This window comes from Billgrantia desiderata, assembly GCF_900108215.1.
GTDB lineage: Bacteria > Pseudomonadota > Gammaproteobacteria > Pseudomonadales > Halomonadaceae > Halomonas > Halomonas desiderata.
Genome location: NZ_FNVC01000004.1, coordinates 208790 through 231033, shown reverse-complemented (window position 1 = coordinate 231033; position 22244 = coordinate 208790). Strand labels below are relative to the sequence as shown.

Sequence of the window (22244 nt, the reverse complement as noted above, 5' to 3'; positions counted from 1 at the left end):
TCTTCTCCTGCTTCTTTTGCTTGTTGTCGGAAGAAACTCGCTGCTCGTGGGTCGTACCGGGGTCACCTCCTGGGTCAGTAGCCGCGATAAAGATGCGGCAGCCACAGCGCCAGCTGCGGGAAGATGGTGATCAGCGCCAGCCCGATCAGCATGATGCCGACGAAGGGCCAGACGCTGCGGTAGATATCGCCCAGCGACACCTCCGGCGGCGCCATGGCGCGCATGAGGAACAGGTTGTAGCCGAACGGCGGGGTCATGTAGGCGATCTGCACGGTGATGGTGTAGAGCACGCCGTACCAGATCGGGTCGAAGCCCAGGCTGATCACCAGCGGCACGTAGAGGGGTGCCACGATCACCAGCATGGCGGTATCGTCGAGGAACATGCCGAGCAGGATGTAGGAGAGCTGCATCATCACGAGTATCTGCCACGGGCTCATGCCGATGCGGTCGAGGAACACGTTCTCGATGGCGCGCACCGCGCCGAGGCCGTCGAACACCGCGCCGAAGCACAGCGCGGCGAGGATGATCCACATGAACATGCAGCTGATGCCGAGCGTCTTGTGCACGGTGCTCTCGATCACCTTCCAGGTCAGGCGTCGCTTGAACAGCGCCGCCAGGGTCGCGGCCAGGGCCCCTACCGCTGAGCTCTCCACCAGGCTGGTCACCCCCATCAGGAACAGCCCGGTCATGAAGAAGAAGATCATCAGCGGCAGCAGGCCGGCGCGTAGCAGTTTGAGCTTTTCGCCCAGGCTCATCTGGCGCTCCTCGGCGGGCAGTGCCGGGCCGAGGTGCGGCTGCAGGCGGCAGCGAATGACGATATAGAGCACGAACAGGCCGGCCAGGATCAGTCCTGGGATGGCCCCGGCCAGCCACAGCTGGCTGACCGGCTGGCGCGCGATCATGCCGTAGAGCACCAGCACCACGCTGGGCGGCACCAGGATGCCGAGCGAGCTGCCGGCCTGAATCACCCCGGTGACCATCACCTTGTCGTAGCCGCGGCGCAGCAGCTCCGGCAGCGCGATGGTGGCGCCGATGGCCATGCCCGCCACGCTCAGCCCGTTCATCGCCGAGACCACCACCATCAGGCCGATGGTACCCACCGCCAGGCCGCCCTTGAGCGAGCCCATCCAGACGTGGAACATCTCGTAGAGTTCGCCGGCGATACCCGACTCGGAGAGCATGTAGCCCATATAGATGAACAGCGGCAGGGTCAGCAGCGGGTACCAGTTCATCAGCTGAATGGCGGCGCTGAACGGCATCTCCACCCCACCCTGGCCCCACAGCAGCAGCGCCGCGGTGGCGCCGACGAAACCGATCACGCCGAACACCCGCTGCCCGGTGAGCAGCAGCAACATCATGGTGGAGAACATCAGCAGGGCGATCATCTGGTAGCTCATTCGCCCGCCCCCTTATCCACGGCACCATGCGTTCGCTCCAGGGGGACGCCGCGTGCACGGGCGATATCCTTGAACAGAGTCGAGAAGCTCTGCAGCAGCATGAGGAACACGCCGAAGGTCATCACGATCTTGATCGGCGCCAGCCGCGGGGCCCAGGCGCTATAGCTCTTTTCGCCGTAGCGCAGGGCGTATTCGGTACTGGAGATACCGCCGAACAGCAGCGCGGCGAGAAACACGATCAGCAGCAGGATGGTGAGGGCATCGACCCAGGCGCGAGTGCGATCGGACCAGCGCGAGTAGAACAGATCCATGCGCACGTGGGCGCCCATCTGCATGGCGTAGGCGCCGCCCAGCAGGTAGTAGGAGGACATCAGGAACTGCGAGACCTCGATGCTCCAGATCAACGGGCTGTTGAAGGCGGTGCGTGCCACCGAGGCGTAGAGCAGCACGCCGATCATCACGAAGATCATGAACATGACGATGCGTCCCACCACCCGGTTGAACGCATCCACCCAGCGCACGTAGAGCATTATTGTTCTTGGCATCGTCCGGCACCGATCCTGGTTTCATCCCGTGTCGATGCAGTCTTTGTGCATGTAAGGCAAAGGAGCAAAGAGCATCGGCAATCGGGACGCCGGTACTATGGGTAAAATCGATAGTGCCCCGTCAGGCAGCGTGCGCGATGCCCGATGCACTCGCTCGGCGCAAGAGAGTGACGGAAAAGCGCAGCTAGAGGGTGAGAAAACCCAGGGACGCCTCAGGGCTGGACGGACACCTCGGCCGCCAGCCAGGGCAGCACCCGCTCCAACTGGGCTCGAAAGCGCTGCTCCAGCAGTCGACGGCTGTCGCGGGCCAGCAGCGCCGGCAGCTCGCCCAGCTCGTCGCGCCGCGCCACCAGGGTCAGCTCCCGGGTCAGCGCTGCCAGCGGCAGGGGCGCCACGGTGACCTGCAGGCTGTCCAGGCCGGCCTGGTACAGACACAGCGGTGTGGTGATGGTCCAGCCGGCGCCGGCGCTGACCAGGCGCAGCACGGCGAAGGTGTTGTCGAGATGCAGCCGGGCCGGCAGTTCGAGCTGGTTCAGGCGCAGATGACGCTCGATGGCCTGACCGATCAGCGACTGCGGCGTGTAGCGCACGAAATCCAGGTGGCGGGCCAGCCAGCGTAGGTTGTCCAGCGGACCGTTCCAACTGAGCGGCACCACCAGCACGAAGGGCTCGCGCAGCAGGGCGTGGCGCTCCAGGCCGTCGTAGTTCTCCAGGCGGTCATCGGAAATGATGATATCCACGTGACGCGTGAGCAGGGAGTGGCCGTGCATGTGCGACAGTCCCGTGGTCAGGGTATAGTCGCGGGTGTAGCGCCGGATCAGCTCGATCAGGGGCTGGCCCACGGCGGTGGCCAGCGAATCGACCAGCGCCAGACGCACCTGATGCAGCTGGCCGAAGCCGCCACTGATCAGCTCGCGCCGCGTGCTGCGGGCCTCGTCTAGCAGGCGCTTGGCCCGGTCGTAGAAGAAGCGTCCGGCGCTGGTCGGTTCGAGGGGCCGGGAGTGCCGCTTGAACAGCGACACGCCCATGCTCTCCTCCAGGTTGGCCAGGCTCTGCGACACCGAAGACTGCTTGAGCCCGAGCCGTCGGGCCGCCGCACTCTGGCTGCCCTGCTCCAGGGTCTCGACGAAGATCTCCATGCTGCGAAGATCGAAACCGAAGCCGCTGCGCATTGCCGTGATTCTCCGTGCACTGGCCCTGTTTCCGGTGGAACTCTACCGGTGCGACTCGGTCACAGGGTGTTGTTATAATGAGAGTTTCATTGCCGACAAGGAGGTCAGGATGACCGCACAGGCCGCATCAGGCACGGCGCCGGATCGCCCCGTTTCCACCTGGACGGGCTGGGGGCAGTGGCTGGCTCTCGCCACCATGACCGTCGACCACCTGACCCGCTACGTCTTCCCCAGCGCCTGGGAACTCGGCTGGGCCGGCTCCTCCATCGGCCGTATCGCCTTCCCGCTGTTCGCCGCCATGGTCGCCTGGCATGGCCTGTTCAATACCCGCAATCCGCTGCGCTACGCACGCCGCATTCTGATCATCGGCATCGCCGCCCAATTACCCTACATGATGATGCCACGGGCCTCCGACGCCTTCATTCTCAATGTCTGTTTTACCCTGGCGCTGGGGCTGGCCTGGGGCGCCTGGCTACGCCAGCTGCTCGCACGCCACCGCAGCGGCAGCCTCGGCAGCGCCTGGTTGGGGGCAGCCATCGCCGCCACCCTGGCCCTCTGGTACCTGCTCGGCGGTTGGGTCGAATACGGCCACCGCGGTTTGCTGCTGGTGCCGCTGTTCATGCTCGCCATGCACCACCTGCACGCGGCCGGCGAGAGCCTGGTCGAGCGTCTGCTGGCCGTCTCCCTGGCGGCCCCCGTACTGATCGTGGCGGGCCTGATGAACAGCTCCGACATGGCCAAGTCGTTCACCGTGGCCACCTGTCTCGCCGTGCTGTGGCTAGCCGCCGGCGCCCATCGCACGACACCCGGCGTGCCCCTGGCCATGCCCCGCCGGCTGTGGCTGACCTGGTACCCGGGCCACTTCGCCCTGATCGCGCTGTGGCTGTGGGCCAGCGGCGCGCTCGGCTGAACCGGCCGCACTAGCCCTGGCCGGCCTCGACCTCGTCACCGCTCAGCAGCGCCTCGAACGCCTCGACGCTCATGGGACGGTGGAAATGGTAGCCCTGGAACAGACGGCAGCCCCGGGCCAGCAGGTACTCCTGTTGAGCCCGATTTTCGACCCCTTCCGCCACCACGTCGATGCCCAGGTGCTGGGCCATGGCCAGCACCGTTTCCACGATGGCGGCATCGTTGCCGTCGGTGTCGAGGTTGCTGACGAAGCTGCGATCGATCTTGAGCTCGTCCAACGGCAGCGACTTCAGGTAGGCCAGCGACGAGAACCCGGTGCCGAAGTCGTCCAGCGCCAGCTTGACCCCCAGCCGCTTGAGCGCCTGCATGCGCTCGACGGCGTCCTGCAGGCCGTCGATCATGATGCTCTCGGTCAGCTCCACCACCAGCCGCGCCGGGTCGATGCCATGGGTGGCCATCACCCAGGTGAGCCCCTCGACGAAGCCGGGCTGGCTGAAGTGACGCACGCTGATGTTGACCGACAAGCGCGGCAGCACCTCCCCCGGCAGGCGAGCCAATAGCTCGCAGCAACGATCCAGCATCCAGGTTTCCAGCTCGACGATGAGATCGCTCTCCTCGGCGATGGCGATGAACACCTCGGGTGAAATCCAGCCATGTCGGGGGTGCTTCCAGCGCATCAGCGCCTCGCCGCCGATGACCCGCTCGTGCTCGTCGAGCTGGGGCTGGAAGGCGATGCTCAAATGATCCTCCACCAGCGCTCGTCGCAGCGCCTGTTCCATCTCCAGACGCCAGCTGAGCTGGGTCTGCATCGAAGGTTCGTAGCCGCAGATCTGCGCGCGCCCCTTGAGCTTGGCCTGGTACATGGCGGTGTCGGCATGGCGCAGCACGTCGCCGACATCCTCGTCGCCCAGGGGAAAGAGAGTGTAGCCAATGCTGGGGGTCACGCTGATGCGCTGCCCGCCCAGGTCATAGGTGCGACGCAGAATCGTCAGCAGGCGTTCGGCCCGGTGCTCGGCCCGCTTCAGCTCCAGCTCCCGGTCGGTACTCAAGGCCGGCATCAGCACCACGAATTCGTCGCCACTGAGCCGCGCCGCCATGGCATCCTTGTCGACGCTGAGCAACAGCCGCTTGCTGACCTGACGCAGAAGCTCGTCGCCCACCGCGTGACCCAGGGTGTCGTTGATGATCTTGAAGCGGTCCAGGTCGAGGAACAGCACCATGCCGACGCGACCGTCGTCGCGCCGGTCGCGAATGGTGGAGGCCAGCGTCTCGATCAGCAGGCGACGATTGGGCAGCTCCGTGAGCGGATCGAAGTAGGCCTGGCGGTGGATGGTCTCCTCGGCCAGCTTGCGCTCGGTGAAGTCCTCGATGATCGCCACGCCCCCCACCACTTCACCCGATTCGTTGCGCAGCGCGCTATAGAAGGCGCGTAGCGGCGTCTGCTTGCCGCCCCCCACGGCACGGTAGGTGCCCTCGAAGTAGCCGGTACCGCTCTCCAGGGCGTCGCGTATCGCCCCGGTCACGCGCTCGTCGCTGAGCTGCGTCAGCAGGTTCATGCCCTGCAGCCCCTGGCGATTGGTACCGAGGATGTCGAGACACATCTCGTTGCAGTCCACCACCCGTCCTTCCCGGTCGAAATGCATCACCCCGAGTGGAGTGTGGCGGAAGATGGCGCGATAGCGCGCCTCGCTCACGCGCAGCTGCTGTTCGCGGGAGGAGACGATCAGACGCAGGGCGATGTTGTCGGTGATGGTGCGATGCAGGCGGCGGCTGGACACCAGCACCAGCCCTAGAAACAGCACCACCATGGCAGCCAGCAGCCAGGAGAGCGACGTGGCCTGGAGCAGCAGTTGCCCCAGCAGCGGCAGCATGGTGGGCAACACGAACAGCGGCGCCATCCATGCCACCGACGAGAGCGTGGTCACGCCCCCCGCCGCAATGCCGGTCAGCACGATCGCCAGCGCCGCCAGTTGGCCCTGGTACTCCGTGGTGAACATGGTCAATCCAGCCATGCCCCACAGCGCGCCGGCAATACCGGCCCCCCAGGCGAAGCGAAACAGCCAGCGACGGCGATGGCGCTGCTGCGACGGCTGACGGTGATAGAACCAGGCCAGCCACAGGCGAGCCCCCGATACCCCGATCAGCGCAGCCAACCAGCTCGCCAGCAGCATCGGCGGCATTATCGGCCACATGGCGGCCACCAGCAGGCACGCCGCCAGCACGCTGGCCAGCACCGGCTGCCACAGCCGCTCGTAGAGCAGGTGTACCTGCTCATGGGCCAAGCGGCGCCGATGGGAGATGTCCGTCAGCGGCGCGCCATCATGTTCGCGCAGCTCATCCTGTTGCGGGAGAGGCATGCAAGGGTCCGAGAAGTGGAGTGGTATGACCGAACTATATTTACTCGATGCCGCCACCATTGGCGAGGCGCCCCCCTCAACGCAAGCCGCCGACAGCACAGGCGGCGGCCCTACCTCCGCGGCAGCTGCTATGGCCAGGCATAGACACCGCGGTTCAAGGCATCACGAATGGCCGAGATCACCTTGGCACCACGCAGGGTCGCTCCGCTGTAGCCATCGATGTCATCCACCAGCGACGCGGGCTCGTAGAGGGCGAAAATCCGGGTGACCGGTGCGCCCTCCAGACGCTCGGCGATCTGGCGGTGCTGCAGCATGACCGGATAGAGCTCATCGCCCTCTTCCAGGGCCAGATAGTCCACGCCGCGATATGCCAGATGGCGATAGGCCAGCGACTCGATATGGCCATCGCGCAGATCGAAAGTGATGTTGACCTGGATACCGCCGCGATCGGTGAAGACGCCGCGATAGTGTCCGTCGAGCGGCAGCCCCAGCAAGGCACGCGCCAGACGCTCGTCCTGGGCCGGCGACGTCGCCTCCTCGGCCTGCCTCTCCGGCATGGCCCCGGTGGGCTCGCCCGGCCCGCGCTCGACCGGCTCACCTGCGTCGTCGACCAGCCGCCCGATCAAGTAGCGCTCGAGCATCGCCTCGGCCCTGGGGCTGTGAGGCACGCCGGGGCGCTTGTTGTCCCAGCCCTCGGTGGACTCCCGACCGCACCATTCGAGCAGGACCTCTTCTTCGGTGGGATGATCGGGCACGTAGTCGGTGATGTCGTAGACCCGGCCGTGAATGGCCTTCCAGCAGCTCTCGGCACTGTCGTGCTCGGCCAGTTCCTCCAAGGTGATGGACTCCAGGTCGGAGTCCTCGACCGTCTCCCGGTCGCTGCCGGAAAGCGCATTGACGGAAACCAGAGTGAAGAGGCTGGCCACGAAGGCGATGAAAGCCGAATAAGCGATCTTGTTCATAGGAAATCGAAGACCTCGCTGTGAATGCGTGAGGCGGGAATGCCCTGCTCGATCAATAGCCGCTGTAGATAGGCGTTCATGCCGGGCGGGCCGCAGAGATAAATCTCTCGTTCGACGAAGTCGGGGCAGTGTTCACGCAGGAACGCCTCGGTGAGAGGCCCCCGATCGCGATAGTAGTGCTGCGTATAATCGAACTCCTCGACGCGCTCGGCTATCTCGCAGAACTCTTCCTGGTAGTAGGCGCGGTCCGGGCTGTTGGCCAGGTAGAACAGGTGCACGTGCCCGTCGGGAACGGATCCGGCGCCCAGATTGCGGGCACCGGCAACGAACGGCGTGATGCCGATCCCGCCGCCGAGCCATAGCATGTCGCGCTGCGGGAAGCGCCGCTCGAAGAACTCCCCGTAGGGGCCTTCGATCAATACCCGCGTTTCCGGCGTCACCGTCTGCAGGGCGTGGCTGGCATCGCCCAGGTCCTTGATGCCGATACGCAGCCGCGCATCCGCAGGCGCCGAGGCAATGGTGTAGGGGTGCTCCTCACCGCGCCCGGCGGCAAGTCCCTGGTCCAGCGGGGTGAGATAGACGAACTGCCCCGCCTCGTGGCGAATGCCTGCGCCCTCGGGGCGCAGCACCAGTTCCACCACGCCGCGGGCCAGCGGTACCACCTGCTCGATGCGGTAGGGATGGCGCCGCTGTGGCGCCACACCCTTGCGCCAGGCAATGGCGCCCAGCCCGGCAATGCCGAGCAGCCACCACGGCCAGGCCTCTCCGGCCAGCAGCAAGGCATGCCAGAGCCCCAGCAGCAGCGCCATCGCCGAAACCAGATGCAGGTGCTTCCAGCGCTGATAATGGGGCTTGCCGAAGAAGTCGAAGGTTGGCGCCAGAAACACCACCATCGCCACCCAGGCCAGCCAACCGAGCCATATCGCGGCCTGGGAAAATGGCGGGAACAGCGTGGCCACCGCAGCATCCAGAGATGCCGGAACCGCCGCCAGACCCAGTGCCAGTATGTGGACCATCACCAGGATGAAAGCGGCGAAGCCCAGCCAGTGATGCAGGCGCCAGAGCCGTGCCAAGCCACCGAAAGGCCTGTCGAAGCCCGGCACCCGGCAGCTCACCAGCCCGGCCAGCAGCATCATGGCCAGCCCCAGGATGCCCGTGACACGACCGACCCAGGTCAACCACAGCTCGGGCGGCCCACCCAGCCCACCCAGGCGCGGCAGCGCCACTGCCAATGGCAGCAGCAACGCCACGATCAAGACGCTATCGCCCGGTCTCGGCAATCGTCGCATGGTCTCCCCCCGCCAGAGTGCTGATATCAGTGTCGTCTAATGGCACCAGGCTTCAAGAGCGGTGGCCGTTTGTTCGCACTAGATTGATCCATGTCATGTCAGACTGAGAGTTTTCGCGTCATCGAAGCGCCACCAACCAGTCATTCACATGTAACGCTCGGTCGCCACTCTCTTCGGGCGAAGACCCACTAGCCCTTGGCAAGCGACATGCAGCCTGCCCCCAGGAGAGACACGCCCATGACCCAGCACCAACATCCCGGCCACGTCGACCCCATTCTGGCCGCTGGCGACGAGCCGGCGAGCAACGTTTCCGGCAACGCCTACTTCGGCGATATCCTGGAAGCCCGCATGAGCCGCAGAACCCTGCTGCGCGGTAGCCTGGCCGCCGCCATCGCCGGCGCCATGGCCACCGGCCTGCCCTTCGGTCGCGCCCTGGCCGCCGGGAGCTCGTCGCCGAGCATCGGCTTCCAGGCGATTCCGATCGGCACCGGCGACAGCGTGGTGGTCCCGGAAGGCTACCGGGTGCAGGCCTTCATTCCCTGGGGCACGCCGATCAGCGGCAGCATGCCGGCCTTCTCGCTGGACGCCAGCGGCGAGGATCAGGCTCACCAGATCGGCAGTCACCATGACGGCATGCACTTCTTCGCCATCGACGGCAGTTCCCGCGACGGCCTGCTGGTGCTCAACCACGAATACGTCGAGCCGCGCTTCCTGCACGGTGCGGCGGCCGGGCTGGCGCTGGACGCCGACGGCTTCCCGCAGCACGAGGACGGTTCCCGCGATGCCGACCAGGTGCGCAAGGAGCTCAATGCCCACGGCGTCTCGGTGGTGCGGGTGCGCCAGGGCGACGACGGCCAGTGGCAGGTGGTGGAGGATCGCCTCAACCGCCGGGTCACCGGCCTCACGCCGATGCAGCTGGCCGGGCCAGTGGCAGGCACCGAGCACGTGGTGACGAAGTACAGCCCCGACGGCAGCATGACCCGCGGCACCCTGAACAACTGCGCCCACGGCGTCACGCCGTGGAACACCTATCTGGCTGCCGAGGAGAACTGGGCCGGCTACTTCGCCAACGAAGATGTCGAGATCGACCGTCGCCAGAGCCGCTACGGCATCGAGACGCGCGCCGAAGGCCGCTATCAATGGCACCGTGCCCAGGGCGGCGCCGACGAATTCGTGCGCTTCGATGCCACTTCACACGGCACCTCGCCCAGCGAGGACTACCGCAACGAGCCCCACGCCTTCGGCTACATGGTCGAGATCGACCCCTTCGATCCGCAGAGCACGCCGGTCAAGCGCACCCACCTGGGCCGCTTCGCCCACGAAGGTGTGATCTTCGCCCCGGCAGTGGAAGGTCAGCCGGTGGTGGCCTACTCCGGCGACGACGCCCGCTTCGAGTACATCTACAAGTTCGTCTCGGCGCGGCCCTATCAGGCCGCCAGCGCCGACGGCTCGCTGCTCGACGAGGGCACGCTCTACGTCGCCAGGTTCAACGACGACGGCAGCGGCGAGTGGCTGGCCCTGGCCCCGGGCCAGAACGGCCTGACGCCGGAGAACGGCTTCGCCGACCTGGCCGACATCCTGGTCAACACCCGCAGTGCCGCCGACCACGTCGGCGCGACCAAGATGGACCGCCCCGAGTGGGGCGCCGTCGACCCCGCCACCGGCCAGGTCTACTTCACCCTGACCAACAACACCCGCCGCAGCGAAGAGCAGGTCGATGCCGCCAACCCACGCGCCGAGAACCACTTCGGCCACATCATTCGCTGGCAGGAAGAAGGCACCCATGCCGCCGAGCGCTTCACGTGGGATATCTTCGTGCTGGCCGGCGATCAGGATAGCGGGCGCGATCTGGCCGGTGAGCCGCTGGGTCAGGAGGCGATCTTTGCCAGCCCCGACGGGCTGTGGATCGATCCGGACCGTCGCGTATGGATCCAGACCGACATCAGCGAGTCGGTGATGAATACCGGCATCCACGAGGTGTTCGGCAACAACCAGATGCTCGTCGCCGACCCCGAGACCGGCGAGATCCGCCGCTTCCTCACCGGCCCCATCGGCCAGGAGATCACCGGCGTGGTCACCACCCCGGACCAGCGCACCATGTTCGTCAACGTGCAGCACCCCGGCGCCACCACCAGCGCCGAGGCCTTTGCCGCTGGCGAATCGGTCAGCCACTGGCCGGACGGCGGCAGCGCCATTCCGCGTTCGGCGACGCTGGTGATTACCCGCGAGGACGGCGGCATCATCGGCGCCTAAGAGAGAGGCAAAAAACAGCGGGCCCCGCCAATGGCGGGGCCCGCTGCGTTGCGTCTTGCCGTGTTACAGGTTGCCCTGGCGGAACGCGTCCTCGAAGCTGAAACGCGCCTCCGGCGCCTCGGGCAGCAGCCAGGCGCAGGCGTGCACTTTCTCCAGCAGTTCGCCGTGGGTCGGTGCCAGCAGGTTGACGTGGGCGAGCTTGCGCCCGGGGCGCTCGCTCTTGTCGTAGCGGTGCAGATGGGCGTCGGAGATGGCGAGTATGGCCGCCGGATCGCCCTCCTGGCCGATCACGTTGATCATGCAGGTCGGCATGCGGACCGAGGTGTCGCCCAGGGGCAGGCCCTGGATCGCGCGCAGGTGGTTCTCGAACTGGCTGGTCACCGCGCCGTCCATGGTCCAGTGGCCGGAGTTGTGCACGCGGGGCGCCATCTCGTTGGCCAGCAGCTTGCCGTCACGGGTCTGGAACAGCTCCAGAGTCAGCACCCCGACATAGTCGAGCTCGTCGAGCAGCGCACGAATGTAGCCGTCGGCGGTCTGCTGTACTGCCTCGTCGAGGTCCGGCATCGGCGCCAGCGAGTAACGCAGGATGCCGTCCACGTGCAGGTTCTCGGCCATGGGGTAGAAGGCCATCTCACCCTCGCGGCCGCGCACGGCGATGATCGAGACCTCGCGCACGAAGTCGACGAAGGCCTCGACGATCAGCTTGGGGTGGTTGATCGAACGCCAGGCCTCGGCCGCCTCGGCCGGGTCGCGCAGCACCGCCTGGCCCTTGCCGTCGTAGCCTTCGGTGACCGACTTGGCCACCACCGGCGTGCCCAGCTCGCGGGCCGCCGCTTCCAGCGCCTCGGCGCTCTCCACGATACGGTAGGCGGGGGTGGGAATGCCCAGGCGGTCGAACAGCGCCTTCTCCTCGGCGCGGTTCTGGCAGATGCGGATTGCCTCGCTCGAGGGGTAGACCGGTTTGACCTCCTCGATGGCCTGCACCAGCGCCACGGGCAGGTGTTCGAACTCGTAGGTCACCAGGTCGACCTTGGCCAGGAAGTCATTGAGCAGGTGATGTTGATCGGTGTAGATCATGACATCACCGATCCCGGCGCTGGGGTGGCCGGTGGTGTCGAGGAAGGTGAAGCGGTTGGCCAGCGGGTAGCCGGCCAGGGCCAGCATGCGGCCGAGCTGGCCGGCACCGAGTACGCCAATGTTCATGTCGCAGTCTCCTCTCGCTGGCTCATGCGGGTTCGCCGACTCATTCGTCTGCGGGCCGGGGGTCGGGGTTGTCGAGCACCGTCTGGGTCTGCTCGGCGCGAAACGCCTCCACGGCGGCACGCACCTTGGCATCCTGCAGGCCGACGATCTGCGCCGCCAGCAGGCCGGCATTGGTCGCCCCGGCCTTGCCGATGGCCAACGTGCCCACGGCGATGCCGCCCGGCATCTGCACGATGGAAAGCAGCGAATCGAGCCCCTTCAGCGCCTTGGACTCCACCGGCACGCCCAGCACCGGCAGCGCCGTCTGCGAGGCCACCATGCCCGGCAGGTGGGCGGCCCCACCGGCACCGGCGACGATCACCTGCAGGCCGCGCCCGGCGGCGCTCTTGGCGTAGTCGAACAGCAGATCGGGGGTGCGATGCGCCGAGACCACGCGGGTCTCATAGGCCACGCCCAGGCGTTCGAGCATCGCCACGGCGTGCTCCATGACCGGCCAGTCGGATTTCGACCCCATGATCACGCCTACGCGTGGCTGCTGGCTGGATGACATTTTGCGGTTCCCGTGATGAGGCTGGTTGGCGAAGGGCAGGTATTCTAACGGCGCCCGCAGGCGCCGTCATCTTGACCAGTCGGGCAAGCGGCCGCCCGCTCGCGCGGGGCGGCCTCCTCAGTCACGTCGTCCCGGCTCCGGCCGAGTGAATTTCACGCCGGCTGGCCAGCCAGTTGGCGCCGATGGCCAGTATCATCACCGCCACCCCCACGGCCTCCACCATGAAGTTGGGGTAGAACACCGCCACGATGGCCCCCGAGATGGCGATACGCGGCAGCCACGACATACGCGTGAAGAGATAGCCCTCCAGCGCCGCGGCAAAGGCACCAAGCGCCAATATCGCGATCAGCCCGTTCCAAGCCAGGATGTGCAGCGGGCCGCCCATGATGATCTCCGGATTGAAGACCATGAACATCGGGATCAGATAGAGCCCCTTGGCGAACTTCCACGCCTGCACGCCGGTCGCCATCGGTTTGGAGCCGGCGATCGCCGCCCCGGCGAAGCCGGCCAAGGCTATCGGTGGCGTGACGTTGGAGTCCTGTGAATACCAGAACACCACCAGGTGAGCGATCAGCAGCGGAATGCCGAACTCGGCGGTCAGGGCCGGCCCCACCAGCACGATCAGCACGATGTAACTGGCGGTGACCGGCAGCCCCATGCCCAGGATCAGGCTGGCCAGCAGCACCATCAGCAGCGCCAGCACGATGTTGCCGCCGGAGAAGGCCATCATCATGGCGGAGAACTTGAGCCCCAGGCCGGTGAGCCCCACCACGCCGACGATGATGCCGGCCACGGCACAGGCCAGGGAAACCGACACGGCATTGCGCGCGCCCAGCTCCAGCCCTTCGATCAGCTTGACGAAACCGGCCCAGATCACGCGTCCGGTGCTGGCCAGGGTGACGGGCTGCCCCTGGCGCGGTGCAACGAAGAAGAACCAGATCGTATAGCGCAGCGCGGCCACGGCGACCATGGTCACCACCGCGTAGAAGCCCACCCGCATCGGCGACATGTGCATCGCCAGCAGCCACACCAGTACCGCCAGTGGCAGCAGGAAGTGCCAGCCCTCGCGCAGCACGTCGCGCATCTGCGGCAGCTCGCTTTTCGGCAGACCCTGCATGCCCTGCTTGAGGGCGATGATGTGCACGAACAGATAGACGGTGGCGAAATACATGATGGCCGGCAGGATGCTCACCTTGACCACGTCCAGGTAGGGCGTATTGGTGTACTCGGCGATCAGGAAGGCCCCGGCCCCCATCAAGGGCGGCATGATCTGACCGCCGGTGGAAGCCGCGGCCTCGATGCCGCCGGCCTGGTGCGGCTTGTAGCCCAGGCGCTTCATCAAGGGGATGGTGAAGGCGCCGGTGGTCACCACGTTGGCGATGGCGCTGCCGGAGATCGAGCCCATGCCGGCGGAGGCGATGACCGCGGCCTTGGCCGGGCCGCCGCGCTGGCGGCCGGTGGCGGCGTAGGCCATGTCGATGAAGAACTTGCCGGCGCCGGTACTCTCGAGAAAGGCGCCGAACAGCACGAAGACGAAGATGAAGGTCGCCGCCACCCCCAGCGGCAGGCCGAAGATGCCCTCCTGGCCCAGGTAGAGCTGCCCCACCACCCGGTCGAGGTTGTAGCCGCGGTGCTCGAGAATGCCGGGCATGAACTGACCCAACCACGGCAGCTCGCCGCGCGGGCCGGCAAAGGCGTAGAGAATGGCGATCGCACCGATGATGGTCATGCCCAGGCCTACCGCACGGCGGCTGGCCTCGAGCACGGTGACCACGGCAATGCAGCCGACGATGATGTCGGTCTGGCTCCAGAACCCGGCGCGGCGGATGATCTCGTCCAGGTAGAGCACCATGTAGCCACCGGTGATCAGGGCCCCGGCGAAGAAGGCCGCATCGATCAGCCAGCCCAGCACACCGCGTTTGCGGTTGGGGCCGAACACCGGAAAGATCAGGAACGCCAGCATCATGATCAGCATCAGGTGAACGCTGCGCTGATAGAACAGCCCCAGCGGCTGGATGCCGGCGGAATAGAGCTGGAACAACGACAGCCCCACTGCGACCAGGGTGATCAACCACAGGATCGGTCGGGGCTGAATGGCATTGCCACCGGGTACGGTGACGGGCGGGTTGGCAGATTCGCTCATGCGCGCCTCTCAGGGGGTGGAGTCAGGGGTGCGCAGGTGGATCGTCACCCGCTCGCCGGCCGCCAGTTCGCTCAGGCTGATCCGACGTCCCTCATGCAGCAGTCTATGGTCGACTCTGGCAGAGCCGACCCTCAATCGATAGCGGTTGCCGGGCACCGGCTCGTCGATGTCCTCGATCCAATAGCCGCCCTGGCCGTCCGAGACCTGGCGCCCCCGGCCCGGCACGTGGCCAAGTCCAGCGGCGAAGTCCGGCTGGTGGCTACGCTCCAGTACCATGTTCCCTTGGTGATGGCGATAGCAATCCTGCACGCGAATACCGGTCACGGAGTGATTCCACTCCATGCACCAGCGCTCGCCTTCCGGCATCGGCAGCGAGACCAGCGCCTGGCCGTGATCGTCGAGCACTTCCAGATGCGAGGCATCGGCCCAGACCGCCGTGCTCGCGGCACATAGTGTCAGCACGCAGAAAGTCGCCGGCCCGAGGGCTCGGCGACTCCTGCGCAGGTTCGCAGCAAGCATCGTGGATGCCTGACTGAACGAGCCTTACGGACGCTGGTGGTCGGCCACTTCGGCGCCCACTTCCTCATAATAACGCAGCGCGCCATCGTGGAACGGGACCGGAGTGGAGTCGATGCTGAACTCGACGGTGGTATCGTTGGCCGCCGGGTGCACGGCGATCAGCTCGTCGGTGTTCTCGAACAGCAGTTTGGTCAGCTGGTAGGCCAGCTCTTCGTCCATGTCGGCGTTGACGACCAGCACGTTGGGAATGCTGATGGTCTGCACCGCCTCGTCCATGCCGTCGTACATGCCGGCACGCAGCTCATAAGCGGCGAAGGTAGGCTCGACTTCGCGGGCGTTCTCGATCTCCTCCTCGCTGAAGCCGACCAGGCGGATGCTACGGGTCGCCGCCAGGTTGAGGATCGAGCTGGTGGGCGGCCCCACGCTCCAGAAGCCGGCGTCGATGTCGCCGTCGCGGATGGCGTCGGCGGTCTCGTTGAAGTTCAGACGCTGCGGGCGGAAATCGTCATAGGTGATGCCGTTGGCTTCCAGCAGGGCGCGAGCGTTGAGCTCGGTACCGCTGCCCGGTGCGCCGACTGAGACGCGCTTGCCACGCAGGTCTTCCAGCGACTGGATGTCGGAATCGGCCAAGGTGACCAGCTGCACGGCGTTGGGGTAGACGGACGCCAGCGCACGGGTGTTCTCGATCTGACGGCCTTCGAAGTCACCGGTGCCGTTGTAGGCCTGGTAGACGGTATCGGCCAGGGCCAGGGCCAGGTCGGCATCGCCGCGCATGATCAGGCCCATGTTCTCTACCGAGGCGCCGGTCACTTCCGCCGTGGCGCTGGCCCCTTCGATATGGTTGTTGATCATCTCGGCGAAGCCGCCGCCGATCGGATAGTACACGCCGCCGGTACCGCCGGTGGCGATGGAAAGCTGCTGAGCGGCAGCCAGCGGAGCCGTGGCCATCAGCGAAGCGGCAGCGACATATTTGAGAGCGCGCATGAATCTCCTCCGTCCTGAAACCGGATCGTTTATGGTTGTTTCGGGAGCGTACCGGGCGAGCCCGGCCGCTTACCTGTCAAAAGCTAGCACGCCCCTGCGTAAAGAGGCTAATCGACAGTTTCTACGTTATTGGAAATTTTCGGCAATTCCACCAAGGTCGGCTTAGCCAAGGCGCCTCTTGCCACTGCCCCGCTACCGCTGTCTGGGCGTTACGAAAAAGTCGTCAAACGGCACTGGCAAAATTGGCAAAATGCCCCCATGATGTGGTTGTCGCAATCGCCCACTGGAGCATCATGAGTACGGCACGACATTCTTCCAACGCGGAACTCCTCGACCCCCCGCGAAGTTGCCCTGACCTCGACGTCAGGGACCTGGAAAAGCGCACACGTCTGATGCGCATCGTTACACGGCTCATCGCCGTATCCGACCTCGGTTGCCGCGAGATCGCTCGCCGTGCCGGCCTGCCGGCCCAGAAGGTCAGCGATCTGCTCTCCGGCCGTCTGGAGCATCTCTCCGTCGAGGAGCTGCAGATTCTCTACCGCACCATCGACCCGGAGCCGACGGCCCACTGACGCCGCCGCACCCCCATCTCCTGTCACGCCCTGCCGGGTCACCGGCGGGGCGTGATGCGTTGCGAGCCTCAGGAACACTTTCTGCTCTTTTTCCGCCTCTCTTTTTCTTCCCTGCTTTCCCTTGCCTGCCAGCCACTTGCGCAAACATTACGCCAGCATTAAGAGCATGCTAATGATCTCTTGATGCATATCTTGATGCATATCAAGCCCCTCGACCTTGGTCGCAGGTAGGCTTTCCGGTGTCACCCTCTTATCCCGCCGCGGGGCGATCCCCCGCGACACCCAGGCCACCGGAGGCGCCATGGACCACCTTCGCCGCTCCCTTCTCGGCCAGCTCGCTCGCCTCAGCGCGGGTGCCGCCCTGATACCGCTTTCGAGCGTTGCCAGCGCCGGCATCAACAGCCAGCCGCCCCGCCGAGAAGGCGACCCCACCAAGCGCTACGGCATGCTCATCGACCTGCGCCAATGCATCGGCTGCCAGGCCTGCACCGTGTCGTGCCATATCGAGAACGACGCCCCCCTGGGCAAGTTCCGCACCACCGTCTCCCAGTACGAGGTGGAGCATCAGGAGACCGGCGAGCTTGCCACCTTCATGCTGCCGCGCCTGTGCAACCACTGCGAGAACCCGCCCTGCGTGCCGGTCTGCCCGGTCCAGGCGACCTACCAGCAGCAGGACGGCATCGTGGTGGTGGACAGCGACCGCTGCGTGGGCTGCGCCTACTGCGTCAACGCCTGCCCCTACGACGCCCGCTTCATCAACGACAGGACCCAGACCGCCGACAAGTGCACGTTCTGCGCCCACCGCCTGGAAGCCGGCCTGCTGCCGGCCTGCGTGGAGAGCTGCGTGGGCGGCGCGCGGATCATCGGCGACATGCGCGACCCGGAAAGCCAGATCAGCCGCATGATCGCGGAGCACCGCGACGCGCTGATGGTGCTGCAGCCTGAAAAGAACACCCTGCCCCAGGTCTTCTACCTCGGCATGGACGAGCGCTTCATCACGCGCCCGCTCGCCGAGCCGGTGGCCCTGGAAGTCCTCGACCCCCACGGCAAGGAGATGGGTTATGAATTCCATGGCCATTGAGCTGCTCGCGCCCCGCTACGCCATCGCCTGGTACCCCTGGGCGGTGCAGTACTTCTTTTTGATCGCGCTCTCCTACGCCACCCTGTGGCTGGCGGCCCCGGCGCTGGTGTTCGGCAAGCAGCGCTGGCTACCCACCGCGCGCCTGGCCATGCTGGCCTGCCTGACCACCACCCTGGTGGCCCCGGTGGCGCTGCTCGCCGACCTGCACCAGCCGCTGCGCTTCTGGCACTTCTACGCCTACGCCACCTCGAGCTCCTGGATGTCCATCGGCAGCCTGCTGCTGCCGCTCTACGTGGTGGGCGTGCTGCTGCTCGCCTGGCTGGCCTGGCGCCCGGCGCTGCAGGCCAGCCGCCAGGCACCCGGCCTGGCCGGCCTCGCCGCCCGCCTGCTGGCGTTCGGTGCCGCCCCTACCCCGCGCGCGGCGCTGGTGCTGGTGGGCCTGGGCACCCTCGCCCTCTCCACCGGCATCATGCTCTATACCGGCGCCGAGCTTGCCGTGGTCAAGGCGCGCCCGCTGTGGAACACCGTCTGGCTGCCGCCGATGCTGGTCGCCACCGGCTTTATCGCCGCCGCCGGCCTGACCCTGGTGCTCAACCGGGTCAGCGGCCTGCGTGACCAGGCCACCATCGGCCAGATGCTCAGGGTGCTGCTGGGCGCCTGCCTGGTGGCCGGCCTCGTCGCCGGCAGCTGGTTCCTGGACGGCATCAACGCCAACGTCGGCTCGGTGGCCGCGGCGCTCGACTCGGTGCGTGCAAGCCCCGCCTGGCGCAGCACCGCCCTCTGGGGCGGCCTGACCGGGGTGGCCCTGTTCGGCGCCGTGCTCTTCCTGCTTACCCGCCCCGCCGCCCGCCGCCCGGCCCTCTTCACCTGGGCCTGGGTGCTGGGCCTGGTGGCCATCCACATGGGCTGGATGTTCCGCTGGGTAGTGCTGATGGACGTGCAGCACGTGGCCCGCAACAGCGCCGGCTTCCACCACTACGGCATCCCCGCCGGCTCCTCCGGCATCCTCGGCATCGTCGGCACCTTCGGCCTGTGGCTTGCCGCGGCTCTGGTGATCGACCTGCTGATCCCCTGGCGCCAGGCGCGCCAGGGCGGCAGCGCCGCCGACGTCTCACTCTCGGACAGCTCAGACAGCCCCGCACAGTCCGACGCCCAACGCGCTGCACACAACATGGAAGGAGCGCCCCGCCATGGCTAAGTCCCCCGTCGATACCTCACGCCGCCGCTTCATGAAGGGTGCCGTCGCCGCCGGCGGTGCCGCCACCTTCGTTGCCGGCTACTCCGACCCCCTGGCCAAGATGGCCAAGGGCGTGACCGGCAGCGCCGGCGAGACGCCGAAGCACCCGATCCACGGCAACTCCCTGGCGCCGGAGTACCGGGTCGACCTCGACAGCGGCGAGCTCACCCTCAACCCGGACCAGCGCACCGCCTTCACCATCTGCTACGGCTGCACCACCCAGTGCGGCGTGAGGGTACGCGTCGACAACGAGAGCGACCGGGTGCTGCGCGTCTCCGGCAACCCCTACCACCCGCTCTCCGCCGACGACCACCTGCCCATGCGCACCCCGGTGGCCGAGGCGCTGCGCCACGTCAGCGCCTACGGCGGCCAGGGCCAGGTCAACCGCTCCACCGCCTGCGCCCGCGGCAACGCCATGATGAGCCAGCTGGAGAGCCCCTTCCGCATCGACCACTGCCTCAAGCGGGTGGGCGAGCGCGGCGCTCGCCAGTGGCAGAAGATCTCCTTCGAGCAGCTGATCGAGGAGATCTGCGAGGGCGGCGACCTGTTCGGCGAGGGCCACGTGGACGGCCTGCGCGCCATCCACGACCACGACACCCTGATCGACCCGGAGAACCCGGAGTACGGCCCGAAGGCCAATCAGCTGATGGTGATGGAGGCCACCGACTACGGCCGCTCCGAGCTGCTCAAGCGCTTCACGCTGAACGGCTTCGCCACCCGCAACTACGGCCACCACGGCTCCTACTGCGGCCTGGCCTTCCGCATGGGCTCCGGGGCGGTGATGAACGACCTGGGCGCCAACGCCCACGTCAAGCCGGACATCCAGAACGCCAGTTTCATCATGTACATCGGCACCGCGCCGAGCCAGGCGGGCAACCCCTTCAAGCGCCAGGGCCGGCTGATCGCCAAGGCGCGCGCCGAGGGCACCCTGGAGTACGTGGTGGTGGACCCGGCGCTGAACGCCGCCGCCTCCCACGCCGCCGACCACAACCGCTGGGTGCCGATCCGCCCCGGCACCGACAGCGCCTTCGCCATGGCCATCATCCAGTGGCTGCTGGACAACGAGGGCTATGCCCGGGCGTTCCTCGAGCTGCCCGGCAAGGCTGCCGCGGACGCCGCCGGCGAGGCCACCCACTCCAACGCCACCCATCTGGTGATCGACACCCAGGACCACCCCCGCCGCGGCCACTTCCTGATGGCCAGCGACCTGGGCCTGGCCGAGGCCGGAAGCGACGCCGATGCCCCCCTGGTGGTGGTCGACGGCGAGCTCATTCACGTCGAGGAGGCGATGGCCGCCGAGCTCTTCGTGGACCGCGAGGTAGACCTCGCCGACGGGAGCGCCGTGCGCGTGAAGAGCAGCATGACCCTGCTGCGCGAATCGGCCAACGAGTTTGAGCTGGCCACCTACGCCGAGCACTGCGGCATCCCCGAGGCCACCATCGTCGACCTGGCCAGCCGATACGCCAGCCACGGCCGCCGCGCTGTGGTCAACTGCCACGGCGGCATGATGTCCGGCAACGGCTTCTACGCCGCCTTCGCCGTGCAGATGCTCAACCTGCTGGCCGGCAACTACAACATGAAGGGCGGCAGCGCCGTGGGCGGCGGCCAGTTCAACGGCTTCAGCCAGGGCCCCCGCTACGACCTGGTGGACTTCCCCGGCAAGCGCGGTCCCCAGGGGGTCTTCCTCTCCCGTTCGCGCTTCCCCTACGAGCGCTCCTCGGAGTACCGCCGCAAGGTCGAGGCCGGCGAGAACCCCTACCCGGCCAAGGCGCCGTGGCGCTCCTTCGCCCCGCCCACCCTCACCGAACACCTGCCCTCGGCGCTGGACGGCTACCCCTACCCGATCAAGGCGCTCATCGGCTGCATGGCCAACCCCATCTACGGCCAGGCCGGGCTCGAGGCGATGATCGCCGACAAGCTCAAGGACCCGAAGCGCCTGGGGCTCTTCGTGGCCGTGGACGGCTTCATCAACGAGACCAACCGCTACGCCGACTACATCGTGCCCGACTCGGTGATGTACGAGGTGTGGGGCTTCACCGGCGCCTGGAAGGGGGCGCTGGGCCGCCTGACCACCGCCTGCTGGCCGGTGGTGGAACCGCGCCAGCAGAAGACCGCCGAGGGCGAGCCGGTGTGCCAGGACAGCTTCTTCATCGCCGTGGCCAAGCGCCTGGGCCTCGCCGGCTTCGGTGACGAGGCGATCCCGGATGCCGACGGCCACCTCCACCCGCTCAACCGCGCCGAGGACTACTACCTGCGCGCCGCGGCCAACATCGCCTACATGGACGAGCCGCTGCCCGAGGCCGACGAGAGCGACATCGCCCACGCCGGGCTGGCCCCGCTGCTGCCGCGCCTCGAGCGCACCCTCAAGGAAGAGGAGCGCGGTCGGGTGGCCTACCTCTACGCCCGCGGCGGACGCTTCCAGGACGCCAGCGACCACTTCCGGGGCGAGCGGCTGACCAACGCCTGGCGTCGGACCCTGTGCGTCTACAACGAGGTGGTGGGCACCAGCATCGACACCATGAGCGGCAAGCCCAACCGCGGCGTGCCCGGCCACAGCCTGCCGCTGCTGGCCAACCAGCAGACCATGCGCGAGGTGTTCCCCGAGGACGAATGGCCGCTGCTCGCCTTCTCGTTCAAGTCCAACCTGATGAACTCCTACGCCATCGGCAACGAGCGGCTGCGCATGATCAAGCCCTACAACCCGGTGCAGATGCATCGCCAGGATGCCGAGCGCTACGGCATTTCCCACGGCGACACCATCCGCATCGAGAGCCCCGGCGGCAGCGTGGTGGGCCTGGCGCTGGTCAGCGAGAGCGTGATGCCGGGGTCGCTGGGCATCGAGCACGGCTACGGCCACCGCGATCTCGGCGCCACGCCGCATGTGATCGATGGGGAGTCCCAGCCGGACATGCCCTGGCTGCGCGCCGGCATCAACATCAACGACCTGGGCTTCCGGGACCCGACCCGCAACGTGGACGGCACCTGGCTCGAGCCCATCAGCGGCGCAAGCGTGCGCCAGGGCCTGCCGGTGAGGGTCCGCCGCGCCTAGTGCTGTCTCACCATGGAACGCT

Annotated in this window: 17 protein-coding genes; 6 read left to right on the top strand and 11 right to left on the bottom strand. The window is 66.9% G+C overall.

Annotation, left to right across the window (positions count from 1 at the left end):
• Nucleotides 1-74 precede the first annotated feature (74 nt).
• The 3 genes from C4S71_RS06350 to C4S71_RS06340 form a co-directional block, all read right to left on the bottom strand.
• The gene (locus C4S71_RS06350) at nucleotides 75-1397 is read right to left on the bottom strand and encodes a TRAP transporter large permease (RefSeq protein ID WP_103968583.1); all 1323 of its coding nucleotides are present in this window, start codon (nucleotides 1395-1397) and stop codon (nucleotides 75-77) included.
• Nucleotides 1394-1942, bottom strand: a complete 549-nt coding sequence (locus C4S71_RS06345) for a TRAP transporter small permease subunit (protein ID WP_086508334.1) — start codon at nucleotides 1940-1942, stop codon at nucleotides 1394-1396. Before C4S71_RS06345 ends, C4S71_RS06350 begins: the two co-directional genes overlap by 4 nt.
• Before the next feature lie 212 nt (nucleotides 1943-2154).
• Nucleotides 2155-3114 (bottom strand): LysR family transcriptional regulator, encoded by a 960-nt coding sequence (locus C4S71_RS06340; RefSeq protein WP_086508333.1) that lies wholly within the window; start codon nucleotides 3112-3114, stop codon nucleotides 2155-2157.
• A 109-nt stretch (nucleotides 3115-3223) separates the two neighbouring features.
• On the opposite strand from C4S71_RS06340, the gene C4S71_RS06335 reads away from it, so the two are divergent.
• Complete coding sequence (locus C4S71_RS06335; protein ID WP_103968582.1) at nucleotides 3224-4024, top strand: TraX family protein; 801 nt, start codon at nucleotides 3224-3226, stop codon at nucleotides 4022-4024.
• Between the two features lie 10 nt (nucleotides 4025-4034).
• Here C4S71_RS06335 and C4S71_RS06330 read toward each other — a convergent pair whose 3' ends face one another.
• The 3 genes from C4S71_RS06330 to C4S71_RS06320 form a co-directional block, all read right to left on the bottom strand.
• Nucleotides 4035-6380, bottom strand: coding sequence for an EAL domain-containing protein (locus tag C4S71_RS06330; RefSeq protein WP_103968581.1), 2346 nt, complete (start codon nucleotides 6378-6380; stop codon nucleotides 4035-4037).
• A gap of 128 nt (nucleotides 6381-6508) precedes the next feature.
• Nucleotides 6509-7342, bottom strand: a complete 834-nt coding sequence (locus tag C4S71_RS06325) for a cytochrome b5 domain-containing protein (RefSeq protein WP_103968580.1) — start codon at nucleotides 7340-7342, stop codon at nucleotides 6509-6511.
• The gene (locus C4S71_RS06320) at nucleotides 7339-8631 is read right to left on the bottom strand and encodes a ferredoxin reductase family protein (RefSeq protein WP_103968579.1); all 1293 of its coding nucleotides are present in this window, start codon (nucleotides 8629-8631) and stop codon (nucleotides 7339-7341) included. The genes C4S71_RS06325 and C4S71_RS06320 overlap by 4 nt, the downstream gene beginning before the upstream one ends.
• 237 nt (nucleotides 8632-8868) lie before the next feature.
• On the opposite strand from C4S71_RS06320, the gene C4S71_RS06315 reads away from it, so the two are divergent.
• Nucleotides 8869-10884: a PhoX family protein gene (locus tag C4S71_RS06315; RefSeq protein WP_086508328.1), complete on the top strand. Its 2016-nt coding sequence runs from the start codon at nucleotides 8869-8871 to the stop codon at nucleotides 10882-10884.
• 63 nt (nucleotides 10885-10947) lie between these two features.
• Here the strand turns inward: C4S71_RS06315 and C4S71_RS06310 are convergent, their stop codons facing one another.
• From C4S71_RS06310 to C4S71_RS06290, 5 genes are all read right to left on the bottom strand, one after another.
• On the bottom strand, nucleotides 10948-12087 hold the full coding sequence (locus C4S71_RS06310; RefSeq protein WP_103968578.1) for a 5-(carboxyamino)imidazole ribonucleotide synthase: 1140 nt from the start codon (nucleotides 12085-12087) through the stop codon (nucleotides 10948-10950).
• Between the two features lie 40 nt (nucleotides 12088-12127).
• Nucleotides 12128-12637, bottom strand: a complete 510-nt coding sequence (gene purE / locus C4S71_RS06305) for a 5-(carboxyamino)imidazole ribonucleotide mutase (protein ID WP_103968577.1) — start codon at nucleotides 12635-12637, stop codon at nucleotides 12128-12130.
• Nucleotides 12638-12758: 121 nt separating this feature from the next.
• Complete coding sequence (locus C4S71_RS06300) at nucleotides 12759-14780, bottom strand: TRAP transporter permease (protein ID WP_086508325.1); 2022 nt, start codon at nucleotides 14778-14780, stop codon at nucleotides 12759-12761.
• 9 nt (nucleotides 14781-14789) lie between these two features.
• Nucleotides 14790-15242, bottom strand: a complete 453-nt coding sequence (locus C4S71_RS06295) for a DUF1850 domain-containing protein (protein ID WP_103968576.1) — start codon at nucleotides 15240-15242, stop codon at nucleotides 14790-14792.
• An 81-nt stretch (nucleotides 15243-15323) separates the two neighbouring features.
• Complete coding sequence (locus tag C4S71_RS06290) at nucleotides 15324-16283, bottom strand: TAXI family TRAP transporter solute-binding subunit (RefSeq protein ID WP_086508323.1); 960 nt, start codon at nucleotides 16281-16283, stop codon at nucleotides 15324-15326.
• Nucleotides 16284-16576: 293 nt separating this feature from the next.
• On the opposite strand from C4S71_RS06290, the gene C4S71_RS22870 reads away from it, so the two are divergent.
• The 4 genes from C4S71_RS22870 (at nucleotide 16577) to C4S71_RS06270 (ending at nucleotide 22222) form a co-directional block, all read left to right on the top strand.
• Nucleotides 16577-16855: an XRE family transcriptional regulator gene (locus C4S71_RS22870; RefSeq protein ID WP_103968575.1), complete on the top strand. Its 279-nt coding sequence runs from the start codon at nucleotides 16577-16579 to the stop codon at nucleotides 16853-16855.
• A gap of 301 nt (nucleotides 16856-17156) precedes the next feature.
• On the top strand, nucleotides 17157-17936 hold the full coding sequence (gene dsrO, locus C4S71_RS06280) for a sulfate reduction electron transfer complex DsrMKJOP subunit DsrO (protein ID WP_086508321.1): 780 nt from the start codon (nucleotides 17157-17159) through the stop codon (nucleotides 17934-17936).
• Entirely contained in the window at nucleotides 17917-19134 is a 1218-nt protein-coding gene (gene nrfD, locus C4S71_RS06275) for an NrfD/PsrC family molybdoenzyme membrane anchor subunit (RefSeq protein ID WP_086508320.1), read from the top strand. The genes dsrO and nrfD overlap by 20 nt, the downstream gene beginning before the upstream one ends.
• Complete coding sequence (locus C4S71_RS06270) at nucleotides 19127-22222, top strand: molybdopterin dinucleotide binding domain-containing protein (RefSeq protein WP_086508319.1); 3096 nt, start codon at nucleotides 19127-19129, stop codon at nucleotides 22220-22222. The genes nrfD and C4S71_RS06270 overlap by 8 nt, the downstream gene beginning before the upstream one ends.
• The last annotated feature ends 22 nt before the right edge of the window (nucleotides 22223-22244 follow it).

What these genes read in the sequence shown, in the direction of transcription:
- C4S71_RS22870 (WP_103968575.1), top strand. Translation starts at nt 16,577, where the DNA reads ATGAGTACGGCACGACATTCTTCCAACGCGGAACTCCTCGACCCCCCG.
- C4S71_RS06315 (WP_086508328.1), top strand. Translation starts at nt 8,869, where the DNA reads ATGACCCAGCACCAACATCCCGGCCACGTCGACCCCATTCTGGCCGCT.
- C4S71_RS06290 (WP_086508323.1), bottom strand. Translation starts at nt 16,283, where the DNA reads ATGCGCGCTCTCAAATATGTCGCTGCCGCTTCGCTGATGGCCACGGCT.
- C4S71_RS06330 (WP_103968581.1), bottom strand. Translation starts at nt 6,380, where the DNA reads ATGCCTCTCCCGCAACAGGATGAGCTGCGCGAACATGATGGCGCGCCG.
- purE (WP_103968577.1), bottom strand. Translation starts at nt 12,637, where the DNA reads ATGTCATCCAGCCAGCAGCCACGCGTAGGCGTGATCATGGGGTCGAAA.
- C4S71_RS06345 (WP_086508334.1), bottom strand. Translation starts at nt 1,942, where the DNA reads ATGCCAAGAACAATAATGCTCTACGTGCGCTGGGTGGATGCGTTCAAC.
- nrfD (WP_086508320.1), top strand. Translation starts at nt 17,917, where the DNA reads ATGAATTCCATGGCCATTGAGCTGCTCGCGCCCCGCTACGCCATCGCC.
- dsrO (WP_086508321.1), top strand. Translation starts at nt 17,157, where the DNA reads ATGGACCACCTTCGCCGCTCCCTTCTCGGCCAGCTCGCTCGCCTCAGC.
- C4S71_RS06270 (WP_086508319.1), top strand. Translation starts at nt 19,127, where the DNA reads ATGGCTAAGTCCCCCGTCGATACCTCACGCCGCCGCTTCATGAAGGGT.
- C4S71_RS06340 (WP_086508333.1), bottom strand. Translation starts at nt 3,114, where the DNA reads ATGCGCAGCGGCTTCGGTTTCGATCTTCGCAGCATGGAGATCTTCGTC.
- C4S71_RS06320 (WP_103968579.1), bottom strand. Translation starts at nt 8,631, where the DNA reads ATGCGACGATTGCCGAGACCGGGCGATAGCGTCTTGATCGTGGCGTTG.
- C4S71_RS06335 (WP_103968582.1), top strand. Translation starts at nt 3,224, where the DNA reads ATGACCGCACAGGCCGCATCAGGCACGGCGCCGGATCGCCCCGTTTCC.
- C4S71_RS06350 (WP_103968583.1), bottom strand. Translation starts at nt 1,397, where the DNA reads ATGAGCTACCAGATGATCGCCCTGCTGATGTTCTCCACCATGATGTTG.
- C4S71_RS06310 (WP_103968578.1), bottom strand. Translation starts at nt 12,087, where the DNA reads ATGAACATTGGCGTACTCGGTGCCGGCCAGCTCGGCCGCATGCTGGCC.
- C4S71_RS06325 (WP_103968580.1), bottom strand. Translation starts at nt 7,342, where the DNA reads ATGAACAAGATCGCTTATTCGGCTTTCATCGCCTTCGTGGCCAGCCTC.
- C4S71_RS06300 (WP_086508325.1), bottom strand. Translation starts at nt 14,780, where the DNA reads ATGAGCGAATCTGCCAACCCGCCCGTCACCGTACCCGGTGGCAATGCC.